Raw genomic sequence first — 25,202 nt, forward strand, 5'->3', positions numbered from 1 at the left:
AATATGAATATCATAATTATAATTATTGCTATTACAGCAATTATAAGTTTTATAGCATTTAACAATAAAGAAATATTTGAAAAATATAAATTTAATGTAGGAGCAATTCAACATAGAAAAGAATATGTCAGAATTATATCTGCAGGATTTCTTCATGCAGATATAATGCATTTGTTATTTAATATGATGACACTTTACTTCTTCGGTCCGGTAATTTTAGAAGGATTCGGAAATGTAGGTTTTCTTATTATTTACTTTGGTTCTATTCTTTTAGGAAATATTTTTTCATTATTTATTTACCAAAAACAACCGTGGTATTCTGCAATTGGAGCGAGTGGAGGAGTTTCGGGTATTTTATTTGCGGCAATAGCAATGGAACCAAGTATCGGAATTTACTTCTTTTTTATACCTATTCCAATTCCAGGATTTATTTTTGGACTTCTATATTTTGGATATTCTGTTTATATGATGTTAAACCCGAAACAATGGGATAATTTAGGACACGCAGCGCATTTAGGCGGAGCATTTTTTGGGTTGGTTTATGCTGTGATTGTTCAGCCTCAAAGTGCAATTGAAAATTCTTTATTTATAGGAATTATGTCACTGCCGTTGATTTATCTGGCGTATGAAATATTTGTAAGAAAAAGAATTAACTAAATTCTTTCAAATCATCTGAAATAAAAAAGACTGTTCTCTAATGAAAACAGTCTTTTTTATTATTTTAGATTTACTATTCGGCCCAGGCAATTGGGATATAAACATTCACATAACCGTCTTGTCCAACTGAAGATGGTGTTAAGGTTATTGTAGTAGATCCATAACCAACCCAACCTCCTTGTCCCTGATACGCCGATATTTCATAAGTTCCTTCAGGAAGATCGTTAAAATATCCTGGTAATTTTGCAAAACCACCAACATAAGTGATATATCCGTCATAAACATCACCTGTATTTACGTCGGTTGCATAAATTCCGCCCATGTCATAAGTTCCACTCATTGTGTTTACTCCGTTTTGAGTAGTACCTACTTTTAACTGATAAGTCTGTTGTTTCTTACTATTTTCACTTTTATTAGCAAAATTCATTTCAGAATCCGTAAGAGTTGTTGCATCAGTACTGCAACTGAAAATCGTAAATAAAACTCCGCAAGCAAGCAGAGCGCTTTTCATTGAATTTTTCATAAATATAATTTTTGTTTGGTGTGATAAAATTAAGAATATAAAAATAAAACGAAATTGGATTACAATTAACTTTATATGAATTTTTGAACGTAATATTATTTAATTCCAAAAATAAAACGGTCATTTTCACTTAAATCTTTTATCAATTCAGAATGAGTAAAATCTTCATATAGTTCTAAGGTTTCTGGACCTAATTTCTGATTGATTTCTAAAAAGAGGAGTCCATTTTCATTCAGATATTTTTTAGAATCTTCAGCTATTTTTCTATAAAAAATTAAGGCATCAGAAGTCGGGGAGAATAACGCCATTTTAGGTTCAAATTCTTTTAGAGAGTCTGCAATTTCGTTTTCTTCATCCATTCCGATGTAGGGCGGATTTGAAATAATAACATCAAAGTTTTTATCTAAATCTAAATTCAAATAATCAGCATTAATAAAATTTATTCCTAATTGGTGAAAATTTGCATTCTTTTTAGCAGTTTCCAAAGCTTTTTCAGAAAAATCAATGGAAGTAACTTCAGCTTGAGGGAAATGTTTTTTTAAAACCAAAGGAATAATTCCGCTTCCGGTTCCGATGTCGAGAATCTTTAACGTATTTTTTGTTACTCCAAGGAACGAGGAATCTTTAGATTCTTCATTACACTTCCTTTCATTTAGAATGACAGACTGCTGATTTATCCTATGAATGGCAAATTCAAGCAATTCTTCCGTTTCCGGACGCGGAATCAAAACATTTTCGTCAACAAAAAATTTCATTCCATAAAATTCGGTTTCGCCTAAAATCTGCAGATATGGTTTTCCGGTTTTTAATTCTGAAATGATTTGTTTAAATTTTTCTTCGTGTTCTGAAGAGATTTGTTCATCCGAAAATTGTCTTTGCTGAATTGAATTTAAATCTAATATTTCCTCCACAAAAGCCTGAAATATAAATGCTGTTTCAGAATCTGTATAAACCTCCGAAAGCGAATCTGAAAAATATTTTTTAAGCTGTAATAATGTCATTATCTTGTGAAAATTAGTTTTGTATCTGTCGATTTTTCTTCATCAATTCTGTATCGATCATAATTAAATGCTTTTACATCATTCAAATTTTTAGCATTTGTTTCTGCACAGAATCTCACCACTAAACCTCTTGCGTGTTTGGTGTAAACAACAATTGTTTTTAGCTTTCCATCTTTCATTTCATAAAAATCAAAGTCGATAACCTGATGATTGAGTTTTTTTCTGTCAACCACTTTTACATATTCATTACTCGCTAAGTTTAAAAGGACTTCATTTTTCTTCATTTCAGAATTAAGTAATTCTGTTACTTTTTCTGTCCAAAATTCATAAAGATTTTTATTTCCTTCAAACTCAAAATTTCTGCCCATTTCCAGACGGTATAACATCACTTTATCTGAAGGTTTCAGCAAGCCATATAATCCGGAAAGTATTCTGTAATTCTTCTGAAGATAATCGACTGCATTTTTGTCTAAAGTTTTTGCATCAAGCCCACGATACACTTCGCCTGTAAAAGCAAACATCGCTGGTGCAGATTCTTTTGAGGTAGGTTTAGATTTCCATTTTTGGTTTCTTTCCCAGTTTTCGTCTGCCAGTTTTGACGAAATTTCCATTAAATCTGAAAGATATTTTGGCGATTTATGTTTTAAATGAGATTGTATCAATTCTGCCTGTTCAATGAATTTTGGTGTAGAACTTCTCAAAAAATCGGTTGAGTTTTCTACATTCATTAATTTGGCAGGAGAGGTTATAATTTTCATAGGTTTAATAAAGATAAATGTTTAAAATCGACTAAATTCATCAGCATCATCGAGATAAAATCAAACATAAAATGGCAGATAATCAGAATTTTAATGTTGGAATATTTTTTATAAAATAAGGCAAATACAATCCCGATAAAGAAAGGACCTACAACTTGTGCAATCGTTCCATATGTGCTGTGTAAAATAGCAAATAATAATGCGGAAACAATAATTCCTAAAGCCGGACTATTGTATATTTTTTCAATTCTTGGCTGAATGTAGGCTCTCATCAACAATTCCTCAATAATTCCTGCTGTTAAACAAGTAAAAATAATGAGTAAATAATTGTTTTTAAATAAAATTTTAAATTCTATAAGCCTTTCACTTACTTTTTCTTTGGTTAAAAAAATAACAATTGCATTAAGAAAAGCTCCTCCAAATAAACTAATTAAATATAAAAGAATGACTGCTCCAAAATAAAATAGAAATGAATATTTCCGATCTTCCCAAACAAAAAACGACCTGTTTTCGATGAAAAAATTATAAATTAAAACCAATAACAAAACCAACCACAGAGAAAGTCTGTTGTAAAAAAATAAATCTGTCGTTAACGTTTTATAATTAAAAAAAGAATTGATTAAAGGAATAGAATACAGCATCGAAGTGGCAAGTAATACAAAAGTGAGTATTATGCCTAAAGAATATCTTCCGTTCAGACTCATTTTAAATATCTTTCTAAATTTCTCCTTTTCCCTGACGAATAATTTCCGGTTCGCCTGAAGTTAAATCGACAATTGTAGAGGCAACATTATCTCCATAACCTGAATCTATAACTAAATCAACCAAATGATCATATTTCTCAGCGATTAATTCCGGATCGGTAGAATATTCGATTATTTCATCGTCATCTTTAATAGAAGTTGAAGCGATAGGATGTCCTAGTTTTTCAACAATCAACTGCGGAATCGGATGATCTGGAACACGGATACCAATAGTTTTATGATTTTTATAAGCTAAAGGCAAACTTTTGTTGGCTTCTAAGATAAATGTAAACGGTCCAGGAAGGTGACTTTTCAAAAACCTGAAAACTGAGGTGTCAATAGGTCTTGTAAAATCGGATAAATGGCTTAAATCATTACATATAATAGAGAATTTTGCTTTCTCAAGCTTCTGTTTTTTAATCTGAGCCAATTTTTCCATGGCTTTAATGTCAAAAATATTACAGCCTAAAGCATAAACTGTATCAGACGGATAAATAATCAGTCCGCCATTATTCAGGGTTTTAATAACCTCATTAATAAGGTTTTCCTGAGGATTGTCGGGGTAAATTTTTAAAATCTTTGCCATAAACAAATGTACGAATATTTAGGTTTAATCAAAGAATATGCCTTTATTTAAAGGATTGCTTGTGGTTTTGAAATATATTCGTATATTTGCAATCCAATATCGCGGGATGGAGCAGTAGGTAGCTCGTTGGGCTCATAACCCAAAGGTCATCGGTTCGAGTCCGGTTCCCGCTACTAAGTATAACGTTTTCGGTAAGCGTTTAAAAAATATACCGCGGGGTAGAGCAGTAGGTAGCTCGTCGGGCTCATAACCCGGAGGTCGCACGTTCGAGTCGTGTCCCCGCTACTAAGCAAAGTGTTTTCGATAAACACTATAAAGATATATCGCGGGATGGAGCAGTAGGTAGCTCGTTGGGCTCATAACCCAAAGGTCATCGGTTCGAGTCCGGTTCCCGCTACTAATTTTAACGTTTTCGGTAAGCGTTTAAAAAATATACCGCGGGGTAGAGCAGTAGGTAGCTCGTCGGGCTCATAACCCGGAGGTCGCACGTTCGAGTCGTGTCCCCGCTACTAAGCAAAGTGTTTTCGATAAACACTATAAAGATATATCGCGGGATGGAGCAGTAGGTAGCTCGTTGGGCTCATAACCCAAAGGTCATCGGTTCGAGTCCGGTTCCCGCTACTAATTTAACGTTTTCGGTAAACGTTTAAAAAATATACCGCGGGGTAGAGCAGTAGGTAGCTCGTCGGGCTCATAACCCGGAGGTCGCACGTTCGAGTCGTGTCCCCGCTACAAAGCAAAGTGTTTTCGATAAAAAATATAAAGATATATCGCGGGATGGAGCAGTAGGTAGCTCGTTGGGCTCATAACCCGGAGGTCGCACGTTCGAGTCGTGTCCCCGCTACCAACAGGAGAATCAGAAATGGTTCTCCTTTTTTGCGTTTGAAATTTTGCTTTTTTTGGTTTATAAATTGCTTGTCGTATTATTAAAAATAAATAATTATGGCAGATATGACATTTAGAAAAGAAGATTTCATTAAGGATGGTGAAAGGTATAAAGTTGAAGTTGATCAGGGAATTGGTAAAGGTGTAGATCTTATTGTGCAGAGAGAAGATGAGAACGGTGAATATGAAGTTATTCAGGCTGAAATTTTGAGATCTACAGATGAAAGAGTTTTCGTAGCTTGGAGTGAACCCTTTAATGGTAAAGTTGTTTCAGACGAATATAAAAAATTATAACAAAAAAAGTCCCGTTTCAATGAAGCGGGACTTTTATATAAATTATAAAAACTCTTATTTTATCAACGTCTCAAATGGAGCCAGTTTAAAATCTTCAGATTTTACCTGCTCAAAATAAGATGATTTGCTGTTTCCTTTCAATCTTCCAACTGCTTTTGAAGCTGCTGTAAAGTCAGTATCAATTTTAGTAGCAATTTCTGTTGGTTTGAAATCTTTTTTCACGCTATCATCATCAACTCCTAAATATCCGTTTTTCTTTGTGATATAATTGATGAAGTTATCGTAATTTCCTAACGTATTTTTGAAATACTGCGTGTGATAATTCATGCATTTTGTTGCTTTCTTAGATTTATTAACGATGCAACTTGCCATATTTCCTTTATAAAGATCAAATTCTAAAGCTACCGCATCATATTCTTTTTTAAGTGCAGTTGTACCATTAGTAAGTATTGAATTGTCTTTCTGAGACTCGCTTATTTTTTTCAAATGTTCCAAAACCAAAGGAACAGTGTTTTCAATCTTTGTTTTTGCTTCTGTAACAGACCCGAAAACAGATGATGTTTGAGCTGATGTTACATTAAAAATCAACAGCATTAAAACAGAAAGTAGAGTATATCTTTTCATTAGAAATTTTTAAAGCACTAAAATAAATATATTTTCTCATTTTCAGCACATTCATAATCATTTTATTTAATAAATTTTAACAAGTTTTAAGAATTTATATTAAAATTCACCAATTCTCTGATAAATAATTAGAGCATATTTCTGTTAATTGAAAATTTAACATATTTTAATATTTTGTAAAATGTTGATTTTCAATTTATTATTTAAATTTTATTTTTATCACTAAAAAAATAGTTGTTCGAATGAAAAATAATTCTACATTTGTATAACTAATTTATTAGTGATATGGATTTTTTAGTAACTTTATCACAATAATTAAAAATCATATTATGATCATCCAGACTTTAACAAAAGCAGAAGAACAGGTAATGCAGTTTTTGTGGAAACTCGAAAAAGGTTTCTTAAAAGATTTTTTGGATCTCTATCCCGAACCGAAACCGCATACGAATACAGTTTCTACGATTCTGAAAGTTCTAAAAGATAAAGAATTTGTTGATTATAATGTCTACGGCAGACAGCATGAATATTTTCCTTTGGTAACAAAAGAGCAATATTCTGGAAAGACTATGAAAAGTTTGGTGAAGAATTATTTTAAAGGTTCTTACAAAAGTGCCGTTTCTTTTTTAGTTGAAAAAAACGAAATGACCGTTGAAGATCTTGAAATGCTATTAAATGAACTAAAAAACAAAGACTAATAACTATGGAAGCTCTTATTTTTTATTTCGGAAAAGTAATAATCTGTTCGGGTGTAATGTTTTTGTATTATCAGTTGTCTCTAAAAGACAAGACGTTTCATCATTACAACAGATTTTACCTTTTGTCTGCAATGTTGATTTCGATTTTCCTGCCTTTGATTAGAGTGGAAGATTTCACAATTGAGGTTAATGAAAATCTGTTTTTATTAATTAGTAAGCTACAAAATTTAAACGCAAATAAAAGCATAGACAATGACTACATTTATTTTAGAATTATTTTTTCAGCTTTGGGATTGGTTTCTCTCTATTTTTTAGGGAAATTTCTTTACGGAATTTTCAGAATCCAACAACTCAAAAACCAATTTAAAAAAGAAAGTTTTGAAGGAGTAAATTTTTACCAGACCAATCTTTCTGAAGCACCTTTTTCCTATTTCAAAAATCTTTTTTGGAAAAATACTATTGTCATTAATTCAGACATCGGAAAACAAATTTTAAAGCACGAAATGGTTCATATTGAGCAGAAACACTCTGTAGATAAAATCTTTATGGAGATTATCACTTCTATTTTCTGGTTCAATCCGTTTTTTCATATCATTAAAAAAGAAATAAGCTTAATTCACGAATATCTGGCTGATAAAAAAGCCGTAAAACAATCGGACACAAAAGCATTTGCGCAGATGCTTTTAGCAAGCCACTTTTCCGGAAAAGAGTTGCCTGTGACCAGTCCGTTTCTAAGTTCAAACCTTAAAAAAAGACTTAAAATGTTACAAAAACCTCAAACAAAATTCGCATATGCGCGAAGAATATTTGCTCTGCCTGTTTTATTCACCGTTGCATTTGCTTACATGGTGAATGCCAAAAACAAAGAAATAAAAGAAACCAATATTGAAATTGAAAAAGCCGTTGCTGAAATTAAAAAAGATACTTTATCTCCTAAAAATGAAACGGATCAAATTGTAAAATTACAGCAGGAAAAAATTTCAAAGGCAAATGAGAAATTAAAAATTCAATCTGAAAAACTAAAAACGTTAAGCGAAAAATCAAAAGAAAAAGCTACTGAACTTCAAAAAATAGCTAAAGAAAAAGGTGAAAAAAGCTACGAATTTGAATTAAAAGCTAAAGAATTGAAACAGCTTTCTGGTGAAATGGATAAGATTTCCCGTGACAAATTATATCAAGCTGATTTTGAAGAACTTTTAACAAGAAGAGATAAAATGTTAGCAGAAAAAGATGCTAAAGTTATTCTTAAAGATATGCAAGTAAAAAGAGTTTTCCCTGATGGAGATAACTATAAAATAACTGTTCATGGAGAAGAGTTTGATTTTGATAAAATGTTAAACTCTAAAGATTTTAAAGATTTAGATTTAAGCGAAGATAAAATTAAAGCAATAAAAGAGAAATTTAATTCACCTGAATTCAAAGAGAAATACGGAAAGCTCAATAAATTTTATATTAATGGAAAAGATATTAATGCTAATTCTGAAGAATTAAAGAAAATTGTAAAAAATTATTCAGGAAATGATTATAGTTTTTTCAATGGAACAAGCAATTTTTCAAAGAAAGAGCTTACTAAAAAAGAACAGAGAAAGCTTGATAAATTAAATAAAGAAAGAGCTGAAGCTGAGAAAAAACTGAAGGAAATCAGAAAAGAACAAGCTGAATTACAGGGAAAACCATGGATTGTTGCAGTAAATGCTCATGCACCAAAAGTAAATTATTCTTATACACAATCCATAACGCCACCAATTAGCAGAGCTCTACCTAATAGTTCAACTTTCAAGACTAATGTTAAAGATATAATTGACATTAATTCTGATGAGGATATTAAAATTTTCATCGATGAAAAAGCAAGTTCAAACGAAGAAATGAAAAATCTTAATCCTAAAAATATTGAATCAATAACTGTAAATAAAACAAAAACTACAGGAAAAAAATCAGGAGAGATTTATATCAAAACTAAGAAATAAAATAATAAAAACACAAAATCATGGAAACCGCAATCTATTGTTTTAAAGTATTTATTTGCTCAGGAATTATGTTTGCTTATTACTTATTTTTCCTGAAAGACAAGACTTTTCATCACTATAATAGATTTTATCTTTTGTTGCTGGTTGTGGTTTCTCTGGTTTTACCGTTGTTGAAAATTGAATATTTTACCATAGAACTGAATGACAAAGTTTTTCTGATTCTCAATAAATTTCAAAATTTCACAGAGATTAAAAATACAAATGATAAGAATGAATTTTTAAGATATATTCCTTTTTTACTCGCTGGAATTACAACAGTTTTATTAACCAGACTTTTTATTGGAATTATTAGGATCAATCGTCTTAAAAATAAATTTAGACAAGAAAAAATCAGTGGGATTAATTTTTACCATACTGATTTGCATGATGCACCGTTTTCGTTCTTTAAAAACCTATTTTGGAAAGACAGTATTCTCATCCAATCCGACTTGGGAAAGCAGATTTTAAAGCATGAAATGGTTCATATTGAACAAAAACATTCGTATGATAAAATTTTCATCGAAATCGTTACTGCAATTTTCTGGTTCAATCCAATTTTTCATATTGTCAAAAAAGAAATTAGTTTAATTCACGAATATTTGGCTGACAAAAAAGCTGTAAAACAATCTGATACCAAAGCTTTTGCAGAGATGTTGTTATCAAGCCATTTTTCAGGAAATATTTTACCGGGAACCAGTCCGTTTCTGAATTCAAATCTTAAAAAAAGACTCAAAATGATACAAAAACCAAAAACAAAATATGCTTACGCAAGACGTTTTTTTGCGCTTCCAATCATGTTTACCATTGCTTTTGCATATATGGTAAATGCAGAAAATAAAGAAATTGAAAAGCAGAATGAGCAAATAGAAACAATTGCTGATTTAATTAAAAATAAGGGAAAAAATTTATCAATAACTCATGATACGATTTCTGATGAAATAAATGGGACGTCAGAATATAAGGCAAATGATATTTTCATTTTTAATGGTAAAAAAGTAAGTCAGGAGATATTTTCTCAGAAAAAGGCTGAATTTAATGCTGATAAAAATTATTATTTCTCTGCAAATAAAAACTTTTTGAGTAATGATTTACCGATTATTTACGTTGGCGGAAAAAATAAAAATGTAAAGAAAGACGATCAGTTTATCGGAAAAGTTGTTGCTGTTGTTTGGGATACACCTGCAGCAGAAAAAGTAAAATATAGCCCTCAGGCAAACGATATTCCTTATGAAGAGCAGTTAAATAATGCCCATGAGAAAGCTCTATATGTGATTAATGCAGAAATTGTTTCTAAACAAAAATTTGAAGAGTATTATCAACAAAATAAAAATAAAACAATTGCTTTCAGTTCAAATTCTCATGTAAATAATGACAAAGACCATTGGATTTTTGGAGAAAGAGAACAGTATGGAGTTTTTCAGGCAACTGATATTTCTAAAATGAGTAAAGAAAATGCTGGGAAATTTCATCAACTAGTCAAAAAAATAAATCCGAAATGGTATTATGAGCAATACGTTAATCAAAAATATACCGCTCGTGAAAATGAAATAAAAAGACAAAACGGAGAAAAAGAAAATACAGGAAAAATTATTGCAGAAGAAGTAAAAGTTGCTGCTAAAAGAGATTATGATAAAAATCCGTTAACTCAGGCAGAAACTAAAGAACTGAGAGATGAGGCGGAAAGGCTTCAGGCGAAAGTAGAAAAACAGTCACAAATTAACAGAAATAATATGATTATTTTTAAATCTGATCTTATTGCTTCGTATGTTACCGGTAAAGACCAACCACTTACAAAAGATAAAAAAAGTTACGCACCTGTAAATTCAAATACGATGGTAATGCCTTTAAGAGATGGTCAGTTTTTTATAGATGGAAAAGAATACACAAAAGAAGAAGTCAAAATGTATATGAAAGGTTTTGAAGAATAAATGTTTGGAAAAGAAAAACTTGCAAAAGCACCTTTCAAATCTGTGAAAATGTATAGAACCCCTTATGGAGACAAGGGTTTTTCAAAGCTTGACAAAATGGAATTTTTCACCAAATAAATTTTAGAATGAAATTATTAACTACTTTCAGTTTATTACTTATCGCAATTTTAGCGAACGCTCAAAACAAACGTTTCATTTACGAATACCGATTTATTCCAGATTCTACCAATGTATCTGAAGTAAAATCTGAGATGATGAATCTCGATGTTTCAGATGAGGGATCTCAATTTTACAGTTATGACAAATACAGTTCAGATTCTTTGAGAAGAGCTGAAATTAGGAAAATGGCTTCTAATGGAGGTGCCATTTCTATAAGTGCAGATGCGGGGAAAGGATCAGTGAATTATAAAATATCAAAAAAATATCCCGGTTACAATGTGTTTTTTCATAACAGAGTTCTTCTTGATAATTATAAGGTAGCTGAAGAAAGAAAAATCAACTGGAAAATCAGCTCAGAGAAACAAAAAATAGGAGAATGGAATACGCAGAAAGCAGAAGCTGATTTTGGTGGAAGACATTGGACGGCGTGGTTTGCTTCAGATATTCCGATCCAGGATGGACCGTATAAATTTCATGGTCTTCCGGGACTTATCGTGAAATTGGAAGACAAGACTAAATCTCATGTTTTTAATTTGCAGGGTGTAAAAAATATAAAAGAACTTTCAAAAGATATTATTTCTGATAAAAATATTTCAATCAATCAAAAGCAATATGATAAGCTGATCAGAGATTTTGAAAAAGATCCTACAAGTGGATTAAAAATGATTCAGTCAGGCGGAATTACTATCAAAATGGTTGAAGGACAAAATAATCACATGAAAGAAATGGAACAGCGCCAAATCGAAAAAATTAAAAAAGACAACAACCGAATTGAATTAGTTAAAAAATAAAACACTTATGAAAACAACTTTAAATTTAAGCTTCTTACTTTTATCGGTATTAGTTTTTTCACAGACCAACCGATTCTTTTACGATTACAAGTTTGTTTCAGATTCTACGGATAAAGCCAATGTGAAAAACGCCGTAATGCTTTTAGATATCGATCAAAAGGGTTCTGTTTTTATGGATAATCAAAAGTATATTGCAGATTCTACGCAAAATGCTGAATTGGCAAAACAAATGAAGCTTAATTCTGGTAGTTTTACCATCAATAGATCTGAGAAACCCGGACAAATTAGTTATAAAGTAACAAAACAGTATCCTGAATTTAAAACGTATTTGTTTACAAGAGTTGCAAGCGACAGCTATAAAGTCGAAGAAAACAAAAAACCAGAATGGAAAATTCTTCCCGACAAACAAAAAATTGGAGAATATAGTGCTCAAAAAGCAACGACCACTTATCTTGGAAGACAATGGACGGCTTGGTTTACAACGGAAATTCCTTTTCAGGACGGACCTTACAAATTCTACGGACTTCCAGGTTTAATTGTGAAAATTGAAGATAAAACGGGAACACATTCGATGACTTTAGCCGGAAATAAAAAAATAAATAAAGTTGAAAATGAAGAAGTTGCACTTCCGAATGGAATGCAGATTTACGGAGTAGGAACAAAAGATATCGAAGCTACAAAAGAGCAGTTTAAAAAAGTATGGAAAAATTACAAGAATGATCCTACTAAAAATATGCGAGAAATGATGTCTAAAAATTCTGACACCAATAAAGTTATTTTCAAAACAAAATCTGCTGATGGAAGAGAGATTTCAGATCCTAATCAGGTTTTCAGAGAAATGGAAAAAAATGCCAAAGAAGGTTTCAAAAAGAACAATAATCCGATAGAATTAGATTTATATTAAATTTTCACTTCATATTAACAAAGAAAAGCAGCTTTCTCATGAGAGCTGTTTTTTTGTTTTCCATTGCAATAATCATTTTAATGTCTCCGCTAAGGATTTATAAATTATTGTTTAAAACTTTTCGTTCGGAAAATCAAAACTGCGTTCGTAAATCTTCAGTTGATTTTTAGCCATGTGCAGTTACATCTTTAGCTGAGTAGAACGCCCTTCCGAACGGAAAATATTTCAAGATCAGGAAATCAATCTTTGAGAGCTATTGCGTTAAAATTAATATATATCAAACTAAACAATCTCAATCATTCGGTTCAACACCTCATAGTTTCGGTTGTTTAATGAAATGATTCGGTTATCCACCGGAAAATTAGGGTTCCGAACCCAAACGATTCGGTTAAAAATTGAAATAATAAGGTTAAGAACGGAAACTTTTGGGTAGAAGACCGTATCGTTTAGATAAAAGACAGAAATGATTCGCTAAACAACCGAAACAGACTGTTAAATAACCGAAACGGATATGTTTTAAACGAAAAAAGCCAGCAAGATAACCTTACTGACTTTTTAGATTTATGTTTAAAAAAACTATTTTTTCCCGGTCAACCATTGATCCTGAAGTTTCTGCTCAGCAGGAGTGGGATTGGTTTTAAACTGAAGCGTTTCCATCGTTATTTTATCTAAAATAGCTTTTCCTTTCAAGTCAATTTTATCTTCTTTATCACCATTTTTACGAAGAACCGTTACCGTCACGTCTTGTCCGTCTTTGATGGATTGAGCATAACCGATAAATTCCTGAACGTTCTGAATATTGATTGTTTTACCATTTAGAGCAAGAACTTTATCGGTAATTTTCATACCGATATTTTTTGCAAAAGGAGAAAGTGCAGAATGGTCGTCAAATACAAATGCACTACTTTTCTCATCAAAGCCAGTTTGCTCAGGGCTTTTAATAAACCAGAAAATTGGCGGAGTTTCCTGTTTATTGATTTCAACGCCTACTTCTTTCAGATATTCAGCATAAGGAGTCGGGTTGCTTCCTGCAATATATTTATTATAAAAATCTTTTACCTGTGGAAATCCTGTGATCGTTACCAGTTCGTCAATCAGTTTATCGTCTTTAAATGGTTTGTTTTCACCAAATCGTTGAGACAGTTTTCTGATCATGTCACGATAACCCATTTCCCCGTTTGATAATTTTCTCAATTCAATATCAAGACACATTGCCAAAAGCGTTCCTTTTTCGTAAACATTTCGGTACTGATCTTTGTATTCATCCTGAAGAATATTTTTACTCATCACCGTGAATGGCATCGTATCGTTATAACTTTTCGAGTTTTTGATTTTGTCAGCAATTCTTTGTAAAAATTGGTCTTTCGTAATCAACCCCTCCTGAATCTGGAATAAATTGGCAAAATATTCGGTTCCGCCTTCGTACATCCAAAGATGTTGAGACATTTTCGGATCTGCATAATCGAAATAGTGAATTTCCTCAGAATGTGTTTTTAAAGGATTTACCGTATGGAAAAACTCATGCGAAACGACATCTACAATTGCTTCATCAATCGCTTCTTTTGGCATCATTTCGTGAAGAACAACACTTGTAGATTCATGATGTTCCAAAGCTCCAAAACCTTTTATTTGCGGACCTTGAGTTCCTGCAAGATAAAGCATAATGGCATATTTCTTATTGGTATTCATATCGCCCAAAAACTTCTTCTGAGCAACTACCATTTTTTCTAAATTTTCTTTAAAATCTGCTGCTTTATATTTTCCGGTCGGAGAATAAACACCTAAAACAAGATCCATTCCGCCTGCATTGAAAGTGATGTAATCAGGTTTTGAATACATTAATGGAGAGTCAGTAAGTTTAGCATAATTCGCCAAGGTAAAAGTGTCGGTCGCTTCAGATTTATCCTGATCAACCAAAGCAGTCGTTCCATAAAAATCATTAGGTTTCTGAATAACCAACTGATAAGGCACATCCTGCATATTGTTGATGTATCCAATAAAACCATGGGTATTGATTAAATAAACTTTTCCTTCCTCAATATCAGTTCCGGAAGGAGAAAATACGGCTTTGTGTTTTTGAGTTTCGTTTTCTTCATCAAAACTGTCGTTAACGAAATACGTAATTTTGGTTAAAGCTTTTGCATTTTTTAATGAATACGTATTGTCATTTACTTTGGTAAAAGCGATTTCTTTTCCTTTATTGTCTAAAAATTTGATTCCTTCTACAAATCTTCCGTAATCATCCACAGAATATGTTCCGGGAACGGTTTTAGGAAAGTGAAATTTTACGTCGTTCGATTTCATTTTCGGAAATTCCATCGTTACGGCTACTTTATCGTCTTTTACGTTAAGTAAATCGATATTGGTTTTAATCGACTGTGCCTGAACGAAAGCTACTGCCAGAATCCCTAAACTTATTACTATTTTTTTCATTAGGTCTAATTTATAGATAAGTAGTTGATTTTAAATTGAATTTGTTACAAGCGGAAATATAATTTATTGCTAAATTTTAGTTAAAAAAAGCAAAACCGAAAACCGATTTTGCTCTTAATATTTTACTGAATTTTTTTATATCTAATGTAATAATTCTTGCTAAACTGCACCGGATTTGAATTTTGAAGTTTTAAAACCTGCCAGTTTTCATTCGGAGAAATAGTTTGATCACCAAATCTTATCGGAAGATTTAAGTTTTTAACTCCATTTACAAAACGATATTTCAGTTCATTTCCATTTTGAGAATATTCCAAAACAGGAACATCCACCGTTCTTAAATATTGGTTGAAAATACTCGAAAAATCAAATCCGGCCTTTTCAGAAATGTATTTTTCTACTTGTTGGGTAGTTACAGTTTGATGATAAAAATCTTTATTCAAACCTCTCAAGATCTGCCTGAATTTAGCATCATCGTTGATAATCTGTCGCATCGTGTGAATCATACTTGCACCTTTTGCATACATATCGCCGCTTCCTTCATTTCTCACACCGTATTTTCCGATAATAGGAACATCGTTTTCAATAGTATTCTGAATTCCTTGTGCATAAATATCTGCAGATTTTTTATCAATATAATTTTCGGTAAAAAGAACTTCAGAATAATTGGTAAATGCCTCATGAATCCACATATCTGCTTGATCTTTTGCAGTAATATTGTTGGCAAACCATTCGTGTCCGCTTTCATGGATGATGATGAAATCCCACTTTAACCCTACTCCGGTTTCTGATAAATCTCTTCCTAAATATCCGTTTTTGTAACCATTTCCGTAGGCTACATTGCTTTGGTGCTCCATTCCCAAATGTGGAGATTCTACTAATTTATAAGAATCTTCGTAAAAAGGATAGGGTCCGAACCAATATTCAAAAGATTTCATCATCGGTTTTACCTGCTGAAACTGCTTTTTAGCTTTGTCTAAATTATAATCTAAAACCCAATAATCAAGATCTAATTTCCCTCTTTCGCCGTCATAAGAATCTTTGAAATTTACATAATTTCCAATATTCGGAATGATAGAATACGCATTAATTGGATTCTTCACTTCCCAAGTGAAAACGTTCTTATTATTTTCTGTTTTCTGATTGATTAACCTTCCATTTCCGACTCCAAGTAAGTTTTTCGGAGTAATAATTTTCATTACAATTCCGGAATCTGGTTCATCACTCCAAATGTCCTTTGTAGGAAGCCAGACTGATGCTCCGATTCCTTCATCGGCAACGCTCATCCAAGGATTTCCTTTCTCATCAGTTTTAAAAATCCAGCCTCCATCCCAAGGTGCATTTTTGGCAATAATTGGATTTCCAGAATACGTTACGTCAATTGTGTATTTTTCTCCTTTTTTTAAAGATTTATTAGCTGAAATAAAGATGAAATCACCGTCTCTTTTAAAGTTGCCAATTGTAGGAAAACTGCACTGAACCTTATCAGCTTTCATCGGTTGTTGTAAATCAATCTGAAAAACAGGATTTTTTATGTTTTTAGTAATTTCAAAACTAATTGTATTGTTCCCTTTAATGCTTTTCTGTTCGAAATTAGGTTCTACAGACAAATCATATTTTTTAACATCCCAAAAATCCCGGAATTTTGTATTTGACCCTTTTAAAGTATCCTGTTTTGTGAATGTTTTATTCTTTTCAAAAAACTGTCCGAAAGCAAGACCGGAAATCAATAGAAGCGAATATGAAATTTTTTTCATAAGATGTGAAACTTGATGCTTTCAAAAATATAAAATTTAATCTCAAGAATATATAGTAAGACTAAAATATATAGTCCAAAACACAAAACTTATGTAGATCCAAAGCAGAGAAAAGATAATATGTACACTCGTTTCGAATAATTTGCCTTTCCAGAGTTTTGATGAATAACCAAAAAACTGAATGATCAGTCTGAAAGTCCAAAAGATTGCCAATCCGAATATTATTTTTTTACCAAGATTGGTTTCTATTAATTCATCTGAAGATGTAAGAAGAAGTAAACCCATTAAAAAAACGGTCAGAGCAATGAAAATAGTATGAACTTTCATAATTTGAGAGTTGATCAGGCTCAATAATCTGAATTCTTTTTCCCACTCAAAATATTTCGGAAAAATAATGTGGATTGATGCTAAAACAATGAATATGATCCCGATAATAATTAACTGAGTATGCATTATCAAAAGTTTTTATGGTTTACAAATAAAAATGGACATGAACGGAGTAAATTTAATGTCTTCAAAAGTTTTAAAACCTGCACTTTCGAAAGCATTCCTCCAAGTTTTTTTCGAAAAGAAATGAGTAAATCCGACTGAAAATGCTGAAAAATTTGGAAAATCCCTTAAACGTTCAACCATAATAACTTTTCCATCTGGTTTACAAATCCGATGACACTCTTTCAAAAACTGAATTTTTTCCTCATTTGATCTGATCTCATGAACCGCCGAAAGAAGAAAAACAAGATCAATAGAACTATCATTCATTGCTATTGAATCTGATTTCATTTGTTGTGTATTCGGATAAACCAAGCTTACTTTTCTAGCTCTTATAATTGCTGCTTCGGTATGTCGCTCAGAATCATAAAAATCGAAAACCTTCAGATCTGCATTGGGGAAATTGTTTTTAATGATAAAACTTGTCTCATCAAAACCTGCATTGATATTGACAATTTTTTTAACCTTTAAATCGTCAATTTCACATTTTTTAAGCCAATTAAAATTATAATATCCGGAAAAATCATAAATATATGCAGAGACAATCAAAGGCATTATAAGTCCATATAAAAATGAAATGATGATGATCCAAAACAGACTATCTGACCAGTGAAAGATTTGGTGACTGATTATAATTAAAGCTAAAACTCCGATTCCGAAAATGTAAAAATGTCGGTTAAAGCTTAAAATATTTAAAACGCCCTGAAATTTTCTTCTATTTATTTCCATGATTCTATTTTTCCTTTTTTCCAGTAATACGGGATATTTTTAATAATAAAAGCGTTGGCTAAAATTGGATTTTTCAGTTGTAATTTATCTAAAAAATCGAGGTGATAATCAAGAACCTTTACGGGTTCAGGAGTCCAGTTTTGTCTTATGCCTTCAATGATGAGAACTTCTTTTGTTTTTTCATTATAAGTAAAAGTGAAAGGCAAAGGTCCGGCAAATCTTCTGGCTTCTTTCCAGTCCGCAAATGGTGAATTTTCTGGCAGCAAAATATCTTTTTCTGTTTTGCTTAAACTGACTTTAAATTTTGACTGAATTGAGTGGATTTCTTTTGAATTTTCTTTCTCAATTTGATGGATGTCGGTCGTTGTATAATTGTAATGGGTGAAAATATTTCCCATGAATTCCATTTTCTTTTTATCGGTCTCAGATTTTAAGATATATAAACCTCGCAGTCTTTTTCCAGCGCTGTTGGTGTATTTTACAAAAACACGATAACCAATTAAAAAGAAATCGTTTCCCATGAATTTCGGAAAGCCTTTCGGACGGAGGTCTTTAGTCTGAACCATAGCTGCAGCTACGAAAGCCCATTTATCTTGAAAGATATCTAACTCGAGACATTCCGGGATAAGATGTTTCAGCTCTTCTTTCGGAACTGCGAAGGTGAAAACAAGCGAACTTTCAAAAAAAGCTTCTACAGCGAACGGGTGATTTTTTAGAAATTTCAGCATGATACTTTTTTGGTTTTTTGTTTTAAATAAAATTCATTGAAATAAATCAACATCATAAAAAGAAAAGCAAACAACGAATTGTAATGTTTCCAAAGTAATAAATCTGGAACTAAAATGAATTCAAGAATGTTCATTGAAGCAATGACGATCATCTGTGTTGCTGCATTCAGTCTTGATTTAAATCCGGATAAAATCCAGACTGCCATAATTGTTTCTGAAATTCCAATAATTATTGTTGCAATTCTTGAATGATTGTCACCTAAAATTCTGCCAACGATTTGCTCATGTCTTGGAACTAAGTTTAGAACTTTACAAAACAGACCATTGACAAACCAAACTGTTGCAATTAAATAGTTCAATATTTTATTCATCTTGATTATTGTTTTATTTCTAAACAAATATAAATAAAACTTTTTGAACTTTCAGTAATTATTGAAAATTAAATTTAAAAAAATAGTTTATTGGATTTTCTTCAACAAGCTATTTGATTAATATTTGATTTTTTTTAATGCATTTTACCTTACCGCAGGAAGCTTTACTTCTCTTTTCTGTACTTTTTTATAAGTGTAACCACACATTACTATACTAAATTCATATAATAGCAATAATGGTAAAGCTGCCATCATCATACTCAAAACGTCTGCAGGAGTAATAATTGCAGCAACAACCATAATTAAAACGATGGCGTGTCTTCTGTATGTTTTCATGAATTTCGGATTTAAAATTCCGATGTTGGTTAAGAAATAAATCAAAACCGGAAATAAAAATACAACTCCCATTCCTAAAACGACCTGTAAGAATAGAGTAGTATAATCACTTAAGTCATAGAGTGGAATGATAATATCTGAAATTTTAAAAATAACTCCAAAATTTACAGCGAAAGGTAAAATCAGAAAATATCCACACAAAACTCCGGTCATAAATAAAATCCAAACCGAATTAATGACAAAAATTGAATTTTTTCTTTCATTCGGATGTAAAGCAGGGCCGATAAATCGCCATAATTCCCACACGATGTATGGAAATGCGGCTACAATTCCACCAAAAATGGAAACTGCCATCATCACATTAAACTGCTGATATAATCTCTGAACACGCACCGGAAATTCGTCCGGTAAAGTAATACTGTCTTCGCCCAAAATCCAACGGGAAAATTCATTCACCAATTTAAAAGTTGGAAAATCATTTCTTGTAGGACCAAAAAAGATGTGATCCATAATCCAATTAATGTTAAAACCGACAATAAATGCCGCAACAATAATTGCTATGATAGATCGGATCAAGTGTCCTCTCAGCTCGCCAATATGTCCCCAAAAAGACATGTCTTTTTCTTCTGCCATAAATTTATGTTATGAATTCTGAGATTCGATTTGCAATGATAATAATTATTTTAGATACTTATTGTTCTGATAAGCTAATTCTTTATCTAATAAAGTTTTTAATTCGGAATCAGGTGAAAATTTCACATGAAATGTAAATGGAGTTTTATACCAAATCTCTTCTTTAATAGTATATACGCCTAATTCTTTTAAAATGGATTTTAAAACTTCAAATTGTGGTTGAGCATTAGCAACTGAAATCTGATAAACCTCGTACTGATCTCCACCGTCATTTTCTATTTTTATACTTCCATGAATTAAAAATGAACCTAACAAATAAGATAATAATTGGTTTTTTGTTCCTTTTAAAACTTTGTCAAGATTTAATTTTCCGTTATAATTTTCTATACCTTTCATTTTAGAGAAAGAATAATATTTATTAATTTCTTTTTCATAATGATCAGAATTAAGAGAGACCCAATCTTTTAAAATTTCGGAACTGAAACTTGAGAATTTTAATCCGGAAACTTCTTCAAGCCTTTTAATTTTATTGGTTTCATCTTTATTGACCTTTAAAATGTAGCCTTTATATTCACTGTTTTTTAGGTCATAATTTCTACCTGAATAATTATCAACTGCTCCTAATAAATAATACATTCTATCAACTTCTTGAGCATTTAGATTATATGATAAAAATGCAAAACAAAATATTATAAAATTTCTCACTTTAAATAATATCAAACCTAATTTATTCCTTCGTCCAGCAATTTATGCAAATCAATAATTCCGAAATACTGCCCGTTTTCTGTCACGATTAATTGTCCGATATTATTATCTTTTAAAATTTTCATCGCTTCTTTTGCTAAAGCATCTTTTTCTATCGTTTTCGGATTTGCAGACATGATATTCTTTGCTAAAATTGTAGAAATATCATCGCCATTAAGAAGCATTCTTCGTAAATCTCCGTCGGTAATAACTCCGATAATCTTTTCTTCATTAGTTACAACGGTAATTCCATGGCTTGAAGAACTGATAGAGATAATCACATCTCTTATTGATGAATCTTCACTAACTTGAGGTTTTTGAGAAGAAACAAACTGCTCAACTCTTGCGGTTAAATTTTTACCTAAACTTCCACCCGGATGAAATTTAGCGAAATCATTTTCTTTAAAATCATTCAATTCCATTAAACAAATTGCTAGAGCGTCTCCCAAAGCCATTTGATTGGTTGTAGAACTTGTCGGAGCCAGTTTATTCGGACATGCCTCTAAATCAACATGAGTATCTAAAATGACATCAGAAAATTCTGCCAATTTACTTTTTCTGTTTCCAGTCATTGCAATTAAAGCGGAAGAATAATCTTTTAAATAAGAAACCAAATTGGTGATTTCAGGAGAATTTCCTGAATTTGAAATGCACAAAACTACATCCTGGTTTTGAATAACTCCCAAATCTCCATGAATTGCCTCTGAAGCATGTAAAAATTGTGAAGGCGTTCCCGTAGAATTTAAAGTTGCAACAATCTTATTTCCAACGTGTGCAGATTTTCCGATTCCTACAACAATCAATTTTCCGGTTGCAGAATGAATTAGTTCTACTGCTTTTACAAATTCGTCTGAGATTCTTTCTTTTAATTTCTCCAGTTCAGAAATTTCTATAGTTAATGTGTTCTTTGCGATTGAGATAATTTTGTCTCTTTCCATTTTTATAACGAAATTAGTATGTAAATTACCAAAGAATTCAATTTATACTCAATATAAATTTAAACAGTAAAAAAAGCTATTGCTTTCATTTTAAGTAAAAATTTTATAACTTTGGATTGGATGCAAATTTAGCAATACAAAATTAGATGAGCGCAAAAAAAGCCAATTTATCAGGCGAATTAAAAAAATACTTCGGATTTTCAACTTTCAAAGGACAGCAGGAAGAGATCATCAATAATCTCTTAAACGGAAAAGATATTTTCGTCCTGATGCCTACAGGAGGAGGTAAATCTCTCTGCTATCAGCTTCCGGCTCTTATTTCTGAGGGAACTGCAATTGTCGTTTCGCCGCTAATTGCACTGATGAAAAATCAGGTAGATGCTGTAAACGGACTTTCTTCGGAAACAGGTATTGCCCACGTTCTGAACTCTTCTCTAAACAAAACCCAAACCAAGCAGGTTTTTGATGATATAAAAAGCGGAAAAACAAAACTTTTATATGTTGCTCCGGAATCTTTAATTAAAGAAGATTATCTTGAATTTTTGAAAGATGTAAAAATATCATTCGTTGCAATAGACGAAGCGCACTGTATTTCAGAATGGGGACACGATTTCAGACCTGAATATCGAAACTTAAAACAAATTATCGATAAAATTGCAGATGTACCTGTGATTGCTTTAACGGCTACAGCAACTCCAAAAGTGCAGGATGATATCCAAAAAACTTTGGGAATGTCGAATGCTTTAGTTTTTAAAGAAAGTTTTAATAGGCCTAATTTGTTTTATGAGGTAACTCCAAAAGTTAATATTGACAAAGAAATCGTGAAATTTATCAATAAGAATAAAGGTAAATCGGGAATTATATATTGTTTAAGCCGAAGAAAAGTGGAGGAATTTGCACAGCTTCTTCAGGTGAATGGAATCAATGCTCTTCCTTATCATGCAGGTCTTGACCAAAAAGTGAGAGTTGCCAATCAGGATAAATTTCTAATGGAAGAAGCAGATGTAATTGTTGCCACAATTGCTTTCGGAATGGGAATTGACAAACCTGATGTTCGTTTTGTAATTCACTATGATTTCCCAAAATCTTTGGAAAGTTATTATCAGGAAACCGGTCGTGCAGGTCGTGATGGAGGAGAAGGGTATTGCCTTGCTTTTTATGATCCTAAAGATATTGAAAAATTAGAGAAATTTTTGGCTCAAAAACCTGTTTCTGAAAGAGAAATCGGTTTGCAGCTCTTAAATGAAGTGGTTGGTTATGCCGAAACTTCAATGAGCCGAAGACAGTATATTTTATATTATTTCGGAGAAATTTTCGATCCGGTAAATGGTGAAGGAGCGAAAATGTGCGATAATGCGGCAAATCCGCCAAAGCTGAAAGATGCTTCAGAAGATTTGAAAAAAGCATTAGAATTAATTAATGAAACTCAAGAGAAATTTAAGTCTAAAGATTTAATTTCTGTGATTGTTGGAAAAGAAAATGCTGTAACCAAATCCTATAAAATGGAGCAAAGTTCATTTTTTGGTTTTGGGAAATCTGAAAAAGATAATTATTGGAAAACAATCCTAAGACAGGCAACTGTTCAGAATTTCTTACAAAAAGATATTGAAACCTATGGCGTTTTAAAAATTTCACCAAAAGGTCATCAGGTTTTAGATAATACTTATAAAGAAAGTTTTTTAATTGCTGAAGACCGTGAATTTGATTTGTCTCAGACAAAAGCAGAAAGCGATCAGGTACAGCAACAATCTAGCGGAGGTTTAGACCAAAATCTTTTTGCACTTTTAAAAGAACTTAGAAAAAAAGTTGCCAAAAAACATGGGATTCCACCTTACACGGTTTTTATGGATCCGAGTTTGGAAGATATGACGGTACAATATCCGATTACTGTAGAGGAAATTGCAAAAGTTTATGGAGTAGGTGAAGGGAAATCTAAAAAATACGGAAAAGAATTTGCAGATTTTATTGCAAATTACGTTGAAGAAAACAATATAGAGCGTACTCAAGATATGGTTTTGAAAAATGTGGCTAATAAATCGAGTCACAAGGTTTTCATCATTCAAAATACCGATAAGAAAATTGATTTGGAAGATATTGCAAGAGCCAAAAATCTTTCAATGAATGATCTTTTAAAGGAAATGGAACGTATTGTTTATCAGGGTACAAAATTAAATATCAATTACTACATCGAAGAAAATTTTGATGAAGATATAGTAGATGAATTCATGGAGTTCATGACTGAATCTGAAAGCGACAGCATGAAAGTTTTGCTAGATGAATTTGGAGACGAATTGTCTGACGAAGAAGTAAGAATGTTGCGAATTAAATTTATCAGTGACGTTGCGAATTAGAAAATATAACCTTATCTAATTTTGGGGTAAGTTTTTTTTATTATGAATAAGAAAATTTCTGTCATGTTTATTCTGCCGGATTTGGAAACCGGAGGTGCAGAAAGAATCGTTACTACCATCGCAAATCATCTCTCAAGAGATCGTTTTGAAACTAAAATTTTGCTTCTTCGTAAACAGGGGGGGTACTTAAATTTACTTAAAAAAGACGTTGAAATTATCGATTTGAATATCGAACGAATCAGAAATTCTCTAAAACCCATTCTTTCTCAAATTTATCGTAGAAAACCTGATATTGTTTTTTCTGGATTTGGTGAAGTGAATGCGTATTTGTCTTTATTTATTAAGCTTTTCCCGAAAATTAAATTTATTGCAAGAGAAACCAATGTTGTTTCTGAACACATTAAAAGAAAAGAAATAAAATTTTTTTATAATTTCTACAATAATTATCAGCAGATTATTGCGCAAAGCGATGATATGATGAATGATTTAGTGAGCAATTTTAATATTAAAAAGCATAAAATCACAAAAATCAATAATCCTGTAGATTTTGATTTTATTAATGAAAAACTTTTAATTTCTACTAAACCCGAAAGTTTTAAATATAATTATAAAAACGTAGTTGCCATCGGCAATTTATCAGCAAGAAAAGGTTTTGATAATTTGCTAAAAGTTTTCTCAAGGCTTAAAAATGAAAAAATTATCCTTCATATTTTAGGAGATGGAAGAGATCGTGAGATACTTCATCAGATGAAAGATTTTTTAGGGTTAAAACAGGTGATTTTCCATGGAAGACAAGAGAATCCGTATCAGTTTTTAAAGTTTGCAGATCTTTTTATTCTTTCCTCACGTTACGAAGGTTTCCCAAATGTTTTATTGGAAGCCGGAGCTTGCGGAACGTATTCTTTGGTTAATAACTGTAAAGGCGGAATCAACGAAATCATTCAGCACAATACAAACGGAGAAATTGCGGATATTGAAAATCATGAAGATTTTTCACAAAAAATTCTTACCCTTATTCATCGTGATTACGATTCAGATTCAATAAAAAATTCTATAAAATCGAGGTTTTCAAAGGAAATTATTTTAGATAGATACGAGAAAATTCTATTGGATTTAGTGAACAAATAATATTTTTAAACTCA

Annotated in this window: 24 protein-coding genes and 7 tRNA genes; 16 read left to right on the forward strand and 15 right to left on the reverse strand. The window is 31.7% G+C overall.

What is annotated here, in order from left to right; all coding sequences use genetic code 11:
* Positions 1–3: 3 nt before the first annotated feature.
* Positions 4–657, forward strand: a complete 654-nt coding sequence (locus OF897_RS05095) for a rhomboid family intramembrane serine protease (RefSeq protein WP_267264615.1) — start codon at positions 4–6, stop codon at positions 655–657.
* A 73-nt stretch (positions 658–730) separates the two neighbouring features.
* Here OF897_RS05095 and OF897_RS05100 read toward each other — a convergent pair whose 3' ends face one another.
* The 5 genes from OF897_RS05100 to OF897_RS05120 all read right to left on the reverse strand — a co-directional run bounded on the left by OF897_RS05100 (position 731) and on the right by OF897_RS05120 (position 4,268).
* On the reverse strand, positions 731–1,180 hold the full coding sequence (locus OF897_RS05100) for a hypothetical protein (RefSeq protein WP_267264616.1): 450 nt from the start codon (positions 1,178–1,180) through the stop codon (positions 731–733).
* 95 nt (positions 1,181–1,275) lie between these two features.
* Complete coding sequence (gene prmC, locus OF897_RS05105; RefSeq protein WP_267264617.1) at positions 1,276–2,181, reverse strand: peptide chain release factor N(5)-glutamine methyltransferase; 906 nt, start codon at positions 2,179–2,181, stop codon at positions 1,276–1,278.
* On the reverse strand, positions 2,181–2,939 hold the full coding sequence (gene yaaA, locus OF897_RS05110) for a peroxide stress protein YaaA (RefSeq protein WP_267264618.1): 759 nt from the start codon (positions 2,937–2,939) through the stop codon (positions 2,181–2,183). The genes prmC and yaaA overlap by 1 nt, the downstream gene beginning before the upstream one ends.
* Positions 2,936–3,643 carry a CPBP family intramembrane glutamic endopeptidase gene (locus tag OF897_RS05115; protein WP_267264619.1) on the reverse strand — a complete coding sequence of 236 codons (708 nt, stop codon included), beginning with the start codon at positions 3,641–3,643 and terminating at the stop codon, positions 2,936–2,938. Before OF897_RS05115 ends, yaaA begins: the two co-directional genes overlap by 4 nt.
* A gap of 13 nt (positions 3,644–3,656) precedes the next feature.
* On the reverse strand, positions 3,657–4,268 hold the full coding sequence (locus OF897_RS05120) for an L-threonylcarbamoyladenylate synthase (protein ID WP_267264620.1): 612 nt from the start codon (positions 4,266–4,268) through the stop codon (positions 3,657–3,659).
* A 100-nt stretch (positions 4,269–4,368) separates the two neighbouring features.
* On the opposite strand from OF897_RS05120, the gene OF897_RS05125 reads away from it, so the two are divergent.
* The 8 genes from OF897_RS05125 (at position 4,369) to OF897_RS05160 (ending at position 5,447) form a co-directional block, all read left to right on the forward strand.
* Positions 4,369–4,441: transfer RNA gene (locus OF897_RS05125), tRNA-Met, on the forward strand.
* Positions 4,442–4,480: 39 nt separating this feature from the next.
* Positions 4,481–4,553 (forward strand) — tRNA-Met (locus OF897_RS05130).
* 39 nt (positions 4,554–4,592) lie between these two features.
* A tRNA-Met gene (locus tag OF897_RS05135) sits at positions 4,593–4,665 on the forward strand.
* 39 nt (positions 4,666–4,704) lie between these two features.
* A tRNA-Met gene (locus OF897_RS05140) sits at positions 4,705–4,777 on the forward strand.
* 39 nt (positions 4,778–4,816) lie between these two features.
* Positions 4,817–4,889: transfer RNA gene (locus OF897_RS05145), tRNA-Met, on the forward strand.
* 38 nt (positions 4,890–4,927) lie between these two features.
* A tRNA-Met gene (locus OF897_RS05150) sits at positions 4,928–5,000 on the forward strand.
* 39 nt (positions 5,001–5,039) lie between these two features.
* Positions 5,040–5,115 (forward strand) — tRNA-Met (locus OF897_RS05155).
* Positions 5,116–5,210: 95 nt separating this feature from the next.
* Positions 5,211–5,447: a glutathione synthase gene (locus OF897_RS05160; protein ID WP_267264621.1), complete on the forward strand. Its 237-nt coding sequence runs from the start codon at positions 5,211–5,213 to the stop codon at positions 5,445–5,447.
* Between the two features lie 54 nt (positions 5,448–5,501).
* On the opposite strand, the gene OF897_RS05165 is transcribed toward OF897_RS05160, so the two are convergent.
* On the reverse strand, positions 5,502–6,071 hold the full coding sequence (locus OF897_RS05165; protein WP_267264622.1) for a hypothetical protein: 570 nt from the start codon (positions 6,069–6,071) through the stop codon (positions 5,502–5,504).
* 329 nt (positions 6,072–6,400) lie between these two features.
* On the opposite strand from OF897_RS05165, the gene OF897_RS05170 reads away from it, so the two are divergent.
* The 5 genes from OF897_RS05170 (at position 6,401) to OF897_RS05190 (ending at position 12,554) form a co-directional block, all read left to right on the forward strand.
* Positions 6,401–6,766, forward strand: a complete 366-nt coding sequence (locus OF897_RS05170; RefSeq protein ID WP_267264623.1) for a BlaI/MecI/CopY family transcriptional regulator — start codon at positions 6,401–6,403, stop codon at positions 6,764–6,766.
* A 5-nt stretch (positions 6,767–6,771) separates the two neighbouring features.
* The gene (locus OF897_RS05175; protein ID WP_267264624.1) at positions 6,772–8,733 is read left to right on the forward strand and encodes a M56 family metallopeptidase; all 1,962 of its coding nucleotides are present in this window, start codon (positions 6,772–6,774) and stop codon (positions 8,731–8,733) included.
* Between the two features lie 20 nt (positions 8,734–8,753).
* Positions 8,754–10,700 carry a M56 family metallopeptidase gene (locus OF897_RS05180; RefSeq protein WP_267264625.1) on the forward strand — a complete coding sequence of 649 codons (1,947 nt, stop codon included), beginning with the start codon at positions 8,754–8,756 and terminating at the stop codon, positions 10,698–10,700.
* Positions 10,701–10,825: 125 nt separating this feature from the next.
* The gene (locus OF897_RS05185) at positions 10,826–11,650 is read left to right on the forward strand and encodes a GLPGLI family protein (RefSeq protein ID WP_267264626.1); all 825 of its coding nucleotides are present in this window, start codon (positions 10,826–10,828) and stop codon (positions 11,648–11,650) included.
* Between the two features lie 7 nt (positions 11,651–11,657).
* Positions 11,658–12,554, forward strand: a complete 897-nt coding sequence (locus tag OF897_RS05190; RefSeq protein ID WP_267264627.1) for a GLPGLI family protein — start codon at positions 11,658–11,660, stop codon at positions 12,552–12,554.
* A 576-nt stretch (positions 12,555–13,130) separates the two neighbouring features.
* Here OF897_RS05190 and OF897_RS05195 read toward each other — a convergent pair.
* From OF897_RS05195 to OF897_RS05235, 9 genes are all read right to left on the reverse strand, one after another.
* Positions 13,131–14,987: a M61 family metallopeptidase gene (locus OF897_RS05195; protein WP_267264628.1), complete on the reverse strand. Its 1,857-nt coding sequence runs from the start codon at positions 14,985–14,987 to the stop codon at positions 13,131–13,133.
* A 122-nt stretch (positions 14,988–15,109) separates the two neighbouring features.
* Positions 15,110–16,741 carry a M1 family metallopeptidase gene (locus OF897_RS05200; RefSeq protein ID WP_267264629.1) on the reverse strand — a complete coding sequence of 544 codons (1,632 nt, stop codon included), beginning with the start codon at positions 16,739–16,741 and terminating at the stop codon, positions 15,110–15,112.
* A gap of 42 nt (positions 16,742–16,783) precedes the next feature.
* The gene (locus OF897_RS05205; protein WP_267264630.1) at positions 16,784–17,194 is read right to left on the reverse strand and encodes a hypothetical protein; all 411 of its coding nucleotides are present in this window, start codon (positions 17,192–17,194) and stop codon (positions 16,784–16,786) included.
* A gap of 12 nt (positions 17,195–17,206) precedes the next feature.
* Complete coding sequence (locus OF897_RS05210; protein ID WP_267264631.1) at positions 17,207–17,959, reverse strand: class I SAM-dependent methyltransferase; 753 nt, start codon at positions 17,957–17,959, stop codon at positions 17,207–17,209.
* Positions 17,950–18,687 (reverse strand): DUF2071 domain-containing protein, encoded by a 738-nt coding sequence (locus OF897_RS05215; protein WP_267264632.1) that lies wholly within the window; start codon positions 18,685–18,687, stop codon positions 17,950–17,952. Before OF897_RS05215 ends, OF897_RS05210 begins: the two co-directional genes overlap by 10 nt.
* Positions 18,681–19,058: a DoxX-like family protein gene (locus tag OF897_RS05220; protein ID WP_267264633.1), complete on the reverse strand. Its 378-nt coding sequence runs from the start codon at positions 19,056–19,058 to the stop codon at positions 18,681–18,683. Before OF897_RS05220 ends, OF897_RS05215 begins: the two co-directional genes overlap by 7 nt.
* Positions 19,059–19,202: 144 nt before the next feature.
* A complete protein-coding gene (gene tatC, locus OF897_RS05225) occupies positions 19,203–20,027 on the reverse strand; it encodes a twin-arginine translocase subunit TatC (RefSeq protein ID WP_267264634.1) in 825 nt (274 codons plus the stop codon).
* A gap of 45 nt (positions 20,028–20,072) precedes the next feature.
* A complete protein-coding gene (locus OF897_RS05230; RefSeq protein WP_267264635.1) occupies positions 20,073–20,663 on the reverse strand; it encodes a hypothetical protein in 591 nt (196 codons plus the stop codon).
* Positions 20,664–20,749: 86 nt separating this feature from the next.
* The gene (locus tag OF897_RS05235; RefSeq protein WP_267264636.1) at positions 20,750–21,709 is read right to left on the reverse strand and encodes a KpsF/GutQ family sugar-phosphate isomerase; all 960 of its coding nucleotides are present in this window, start codon (positions 21,707–21,709) and stop codon (positions 20,750–20,752) included.
* Between the two features lie 146 nt (positions 21,710–21,855).
* Here OF897_RS05235 and recQ point away from each other — a divergent pair, with 146 nt between their 5' ends.
* Complete coding sequence (recQ, locus tag OF897_RS05240) at positions 21,856–24,060, forward strand: DNA helicase RecQ (RefSeq protein ID WP_267264637.1); 2,205 nt, start codon at positions 21,856–21,858, stop codon at positions 24,058–24,060.
* Between the two features lie 42 nt (positions 24,061–24,102).
* Complete coding sequence (locus OF897_RS05245) at positions 24,103–25,188, forward strand: glycosyltransferase (protein WP_267264638.1); 1,086 nt, start codon at positions 24,103–24,105, stop codon at positions 25,186–25,188.
* Positions 25,189–25,202: the final 14 nt, after the last annotated feature.

It is taken from the genome of Chryseobacterium formosum, assembly GCF_026460885.1.
GTDB classification, from domain to species: domain Bacteria; phylum Bacteroidota; class Bacteroidia; order Flavobacteriales; family Weeksellaceae; genus Chryseobacterium; species Chryseobacterium formosus.

Bases quoted from the DNA above. Each gene is read 5' to 3' on its own strand.
- prmC (WP_267264617.1), bottom strand. From the start codon at position 2,181: ATGACATTATTACAGCTTAAAAAATATTTTTCAGATTCGCTTTCGGAG.
- yaaA (WP_267264618.1), bottom strand. From the start codon at position 2,939: ATGAAAATTATAACCTCTCCTGCCAAATTAATGAATGTAGAAAACTCA.
- OF897_RS05115 (WP_267264619.1), bottom strand. From the start codon at position 3,643: ATGAGTCTGAACGGAAGATATTCTTTAGGCATAATACTCACTTTTGTA.
- OF897_RS05205 (WP_267264630.1), bottom strand. From the start codon at position 17,194: ATGCATACTCAGTTAATTATTATCGGGATCATATTCATTGTTTTAGCA.
- OF897_RS05245 (WP_267264638.1), top strand. From the start codon at position 24,103: ATGAATAAGAAAATTTCTGTCATGTTTATTCTGCCGGATTTGGAAACC.
- tatC (WP_267264634.1), bottom strand. From the start codon at position 20,027: ATGGCAGAAGAAAAAGACATGTCTTTTTGGGGACATATTGGCGAGCTG.
- OF897_RS05170 (WP_267264623.1), top strand. From the start codon at position 6,401: ATGATCATCCAGACTTTAACAAAAGCAGAAGAACAGGTAATGCAGTTT.
- OF897_RS05195 (WP_267264628.1), bottom strand. From the start codon at position 14,987: ATGAAAAAAATAGTAATAAGTTTAGGGATTCTGGCAGTAGCTTTCGTT.
- OF897_RS05120 (WP_267264620.1), bottom strand. From the start codon at position 4,268: ATGGCAAAGATTTTAAAAATTTACCCCGACAATCCTCAGGAAAACCTT.
- OF897_RS05180 (WP_267264625.1), top strand. From the start codon at position 8,754: ATGGAAACCGCAATCTATTGTTTTAAAGTATTTATTTGCTCAGGAATT.
- OF897_RS05235 (WP_267264636.1), bottom strand. From the start codon at position 21,709: ATGGAAAGAGACAAAATTATCTCAATCGCAAAGAACACATTAACTATA.
- OF897_RS05200 (WP_267264629.1), bottom strand. From the start codon at position 16,741: ATGAAAAAAATTTCATATTCGCTTCTATTGATTTCCGGTCTTGCTTTC.
- OF897_RS05185 (WP_267264626.1), top strand. From the start codon at position 10,826: ATGAAATTATTAACTACTTTCAGTTTATTACTTATCGCAATTTTAGCG.
- OF897_RS05220 (WP_267264633.1), bottom strand. From the start codon at position 19,058: ATGAATAAAATATTGAACTATTTAATTGCAACAGTTTGGTTTGTCAAT.
- OF897_RS05160 (WP_267264621.1), top strand. From the start codon at position 5,211: ATGGCAGATATGACATTTAGAAAAGAAGATTTCATTAAGGATGGTGAA.
- OF897_RS05175 (WP_267264624.1), top strand. From the start codon at position 6,772: ATGGAAGCTCTTATTTTTTATTTCGGAAAAGTAATAATCTGTTCGGGT.
- OF897_RS05210 (WP_267264631.1), bottom strand. From the start codon at position 17,959: ATGGAAATAAATAGAAGAAAATTTCAGGGCGTTTTAAATATTTTAAGC.
- OF897_RS05095 (WP_267264615.1), top strand. From the start codon at position 4: ATGAATATCATAATTATAATTATTGCTATTACAGCAATTATAAGTTTT.
- OF897_RS05100 (WP_267264616.1), bottom strand. From the start codon at position 1,180: ATGAAAAATTCAATGAAAAGCGCTCTGCTTGCTTGCGGAGTTTTATTT.
- recQ (WP_267264637.1), top strand. From the start codon at position 21,856: ATGAGCGCAAAAAAAGCCAATTTATCAGGCGAATTAAAAAAATACTTC.
- OF897_RS05215 (WP_267264632.1), bottom strand. From the start codon at position 18,687: ATGCTGAAATTTCTAAAAAATCACCCGTTCGCTGTAGAAGCTTTTTTT.
- OF897_RS05165 (WP_267264622.1), bottom strand. From the start codon at position 6,071: ATGAAAAGATATACTCTACTTTCTGTTTTAATGCTGTTGATTTTTAAT.
- OF897_RS05230 (WP_267264635.1), bottom strand. From the start codon at position 20,663: ATGTATTATTTATTAGGAGCAGTTGATAATTATTCAGGTAGAAATTAT.
- OF897_RS05190 (WP_267264627.1), top strand. From the start codon at position 11,658: ATGAAAACAACTTTAAATTTAAGCTTCTTACTTTTATCGGTATTAGTT.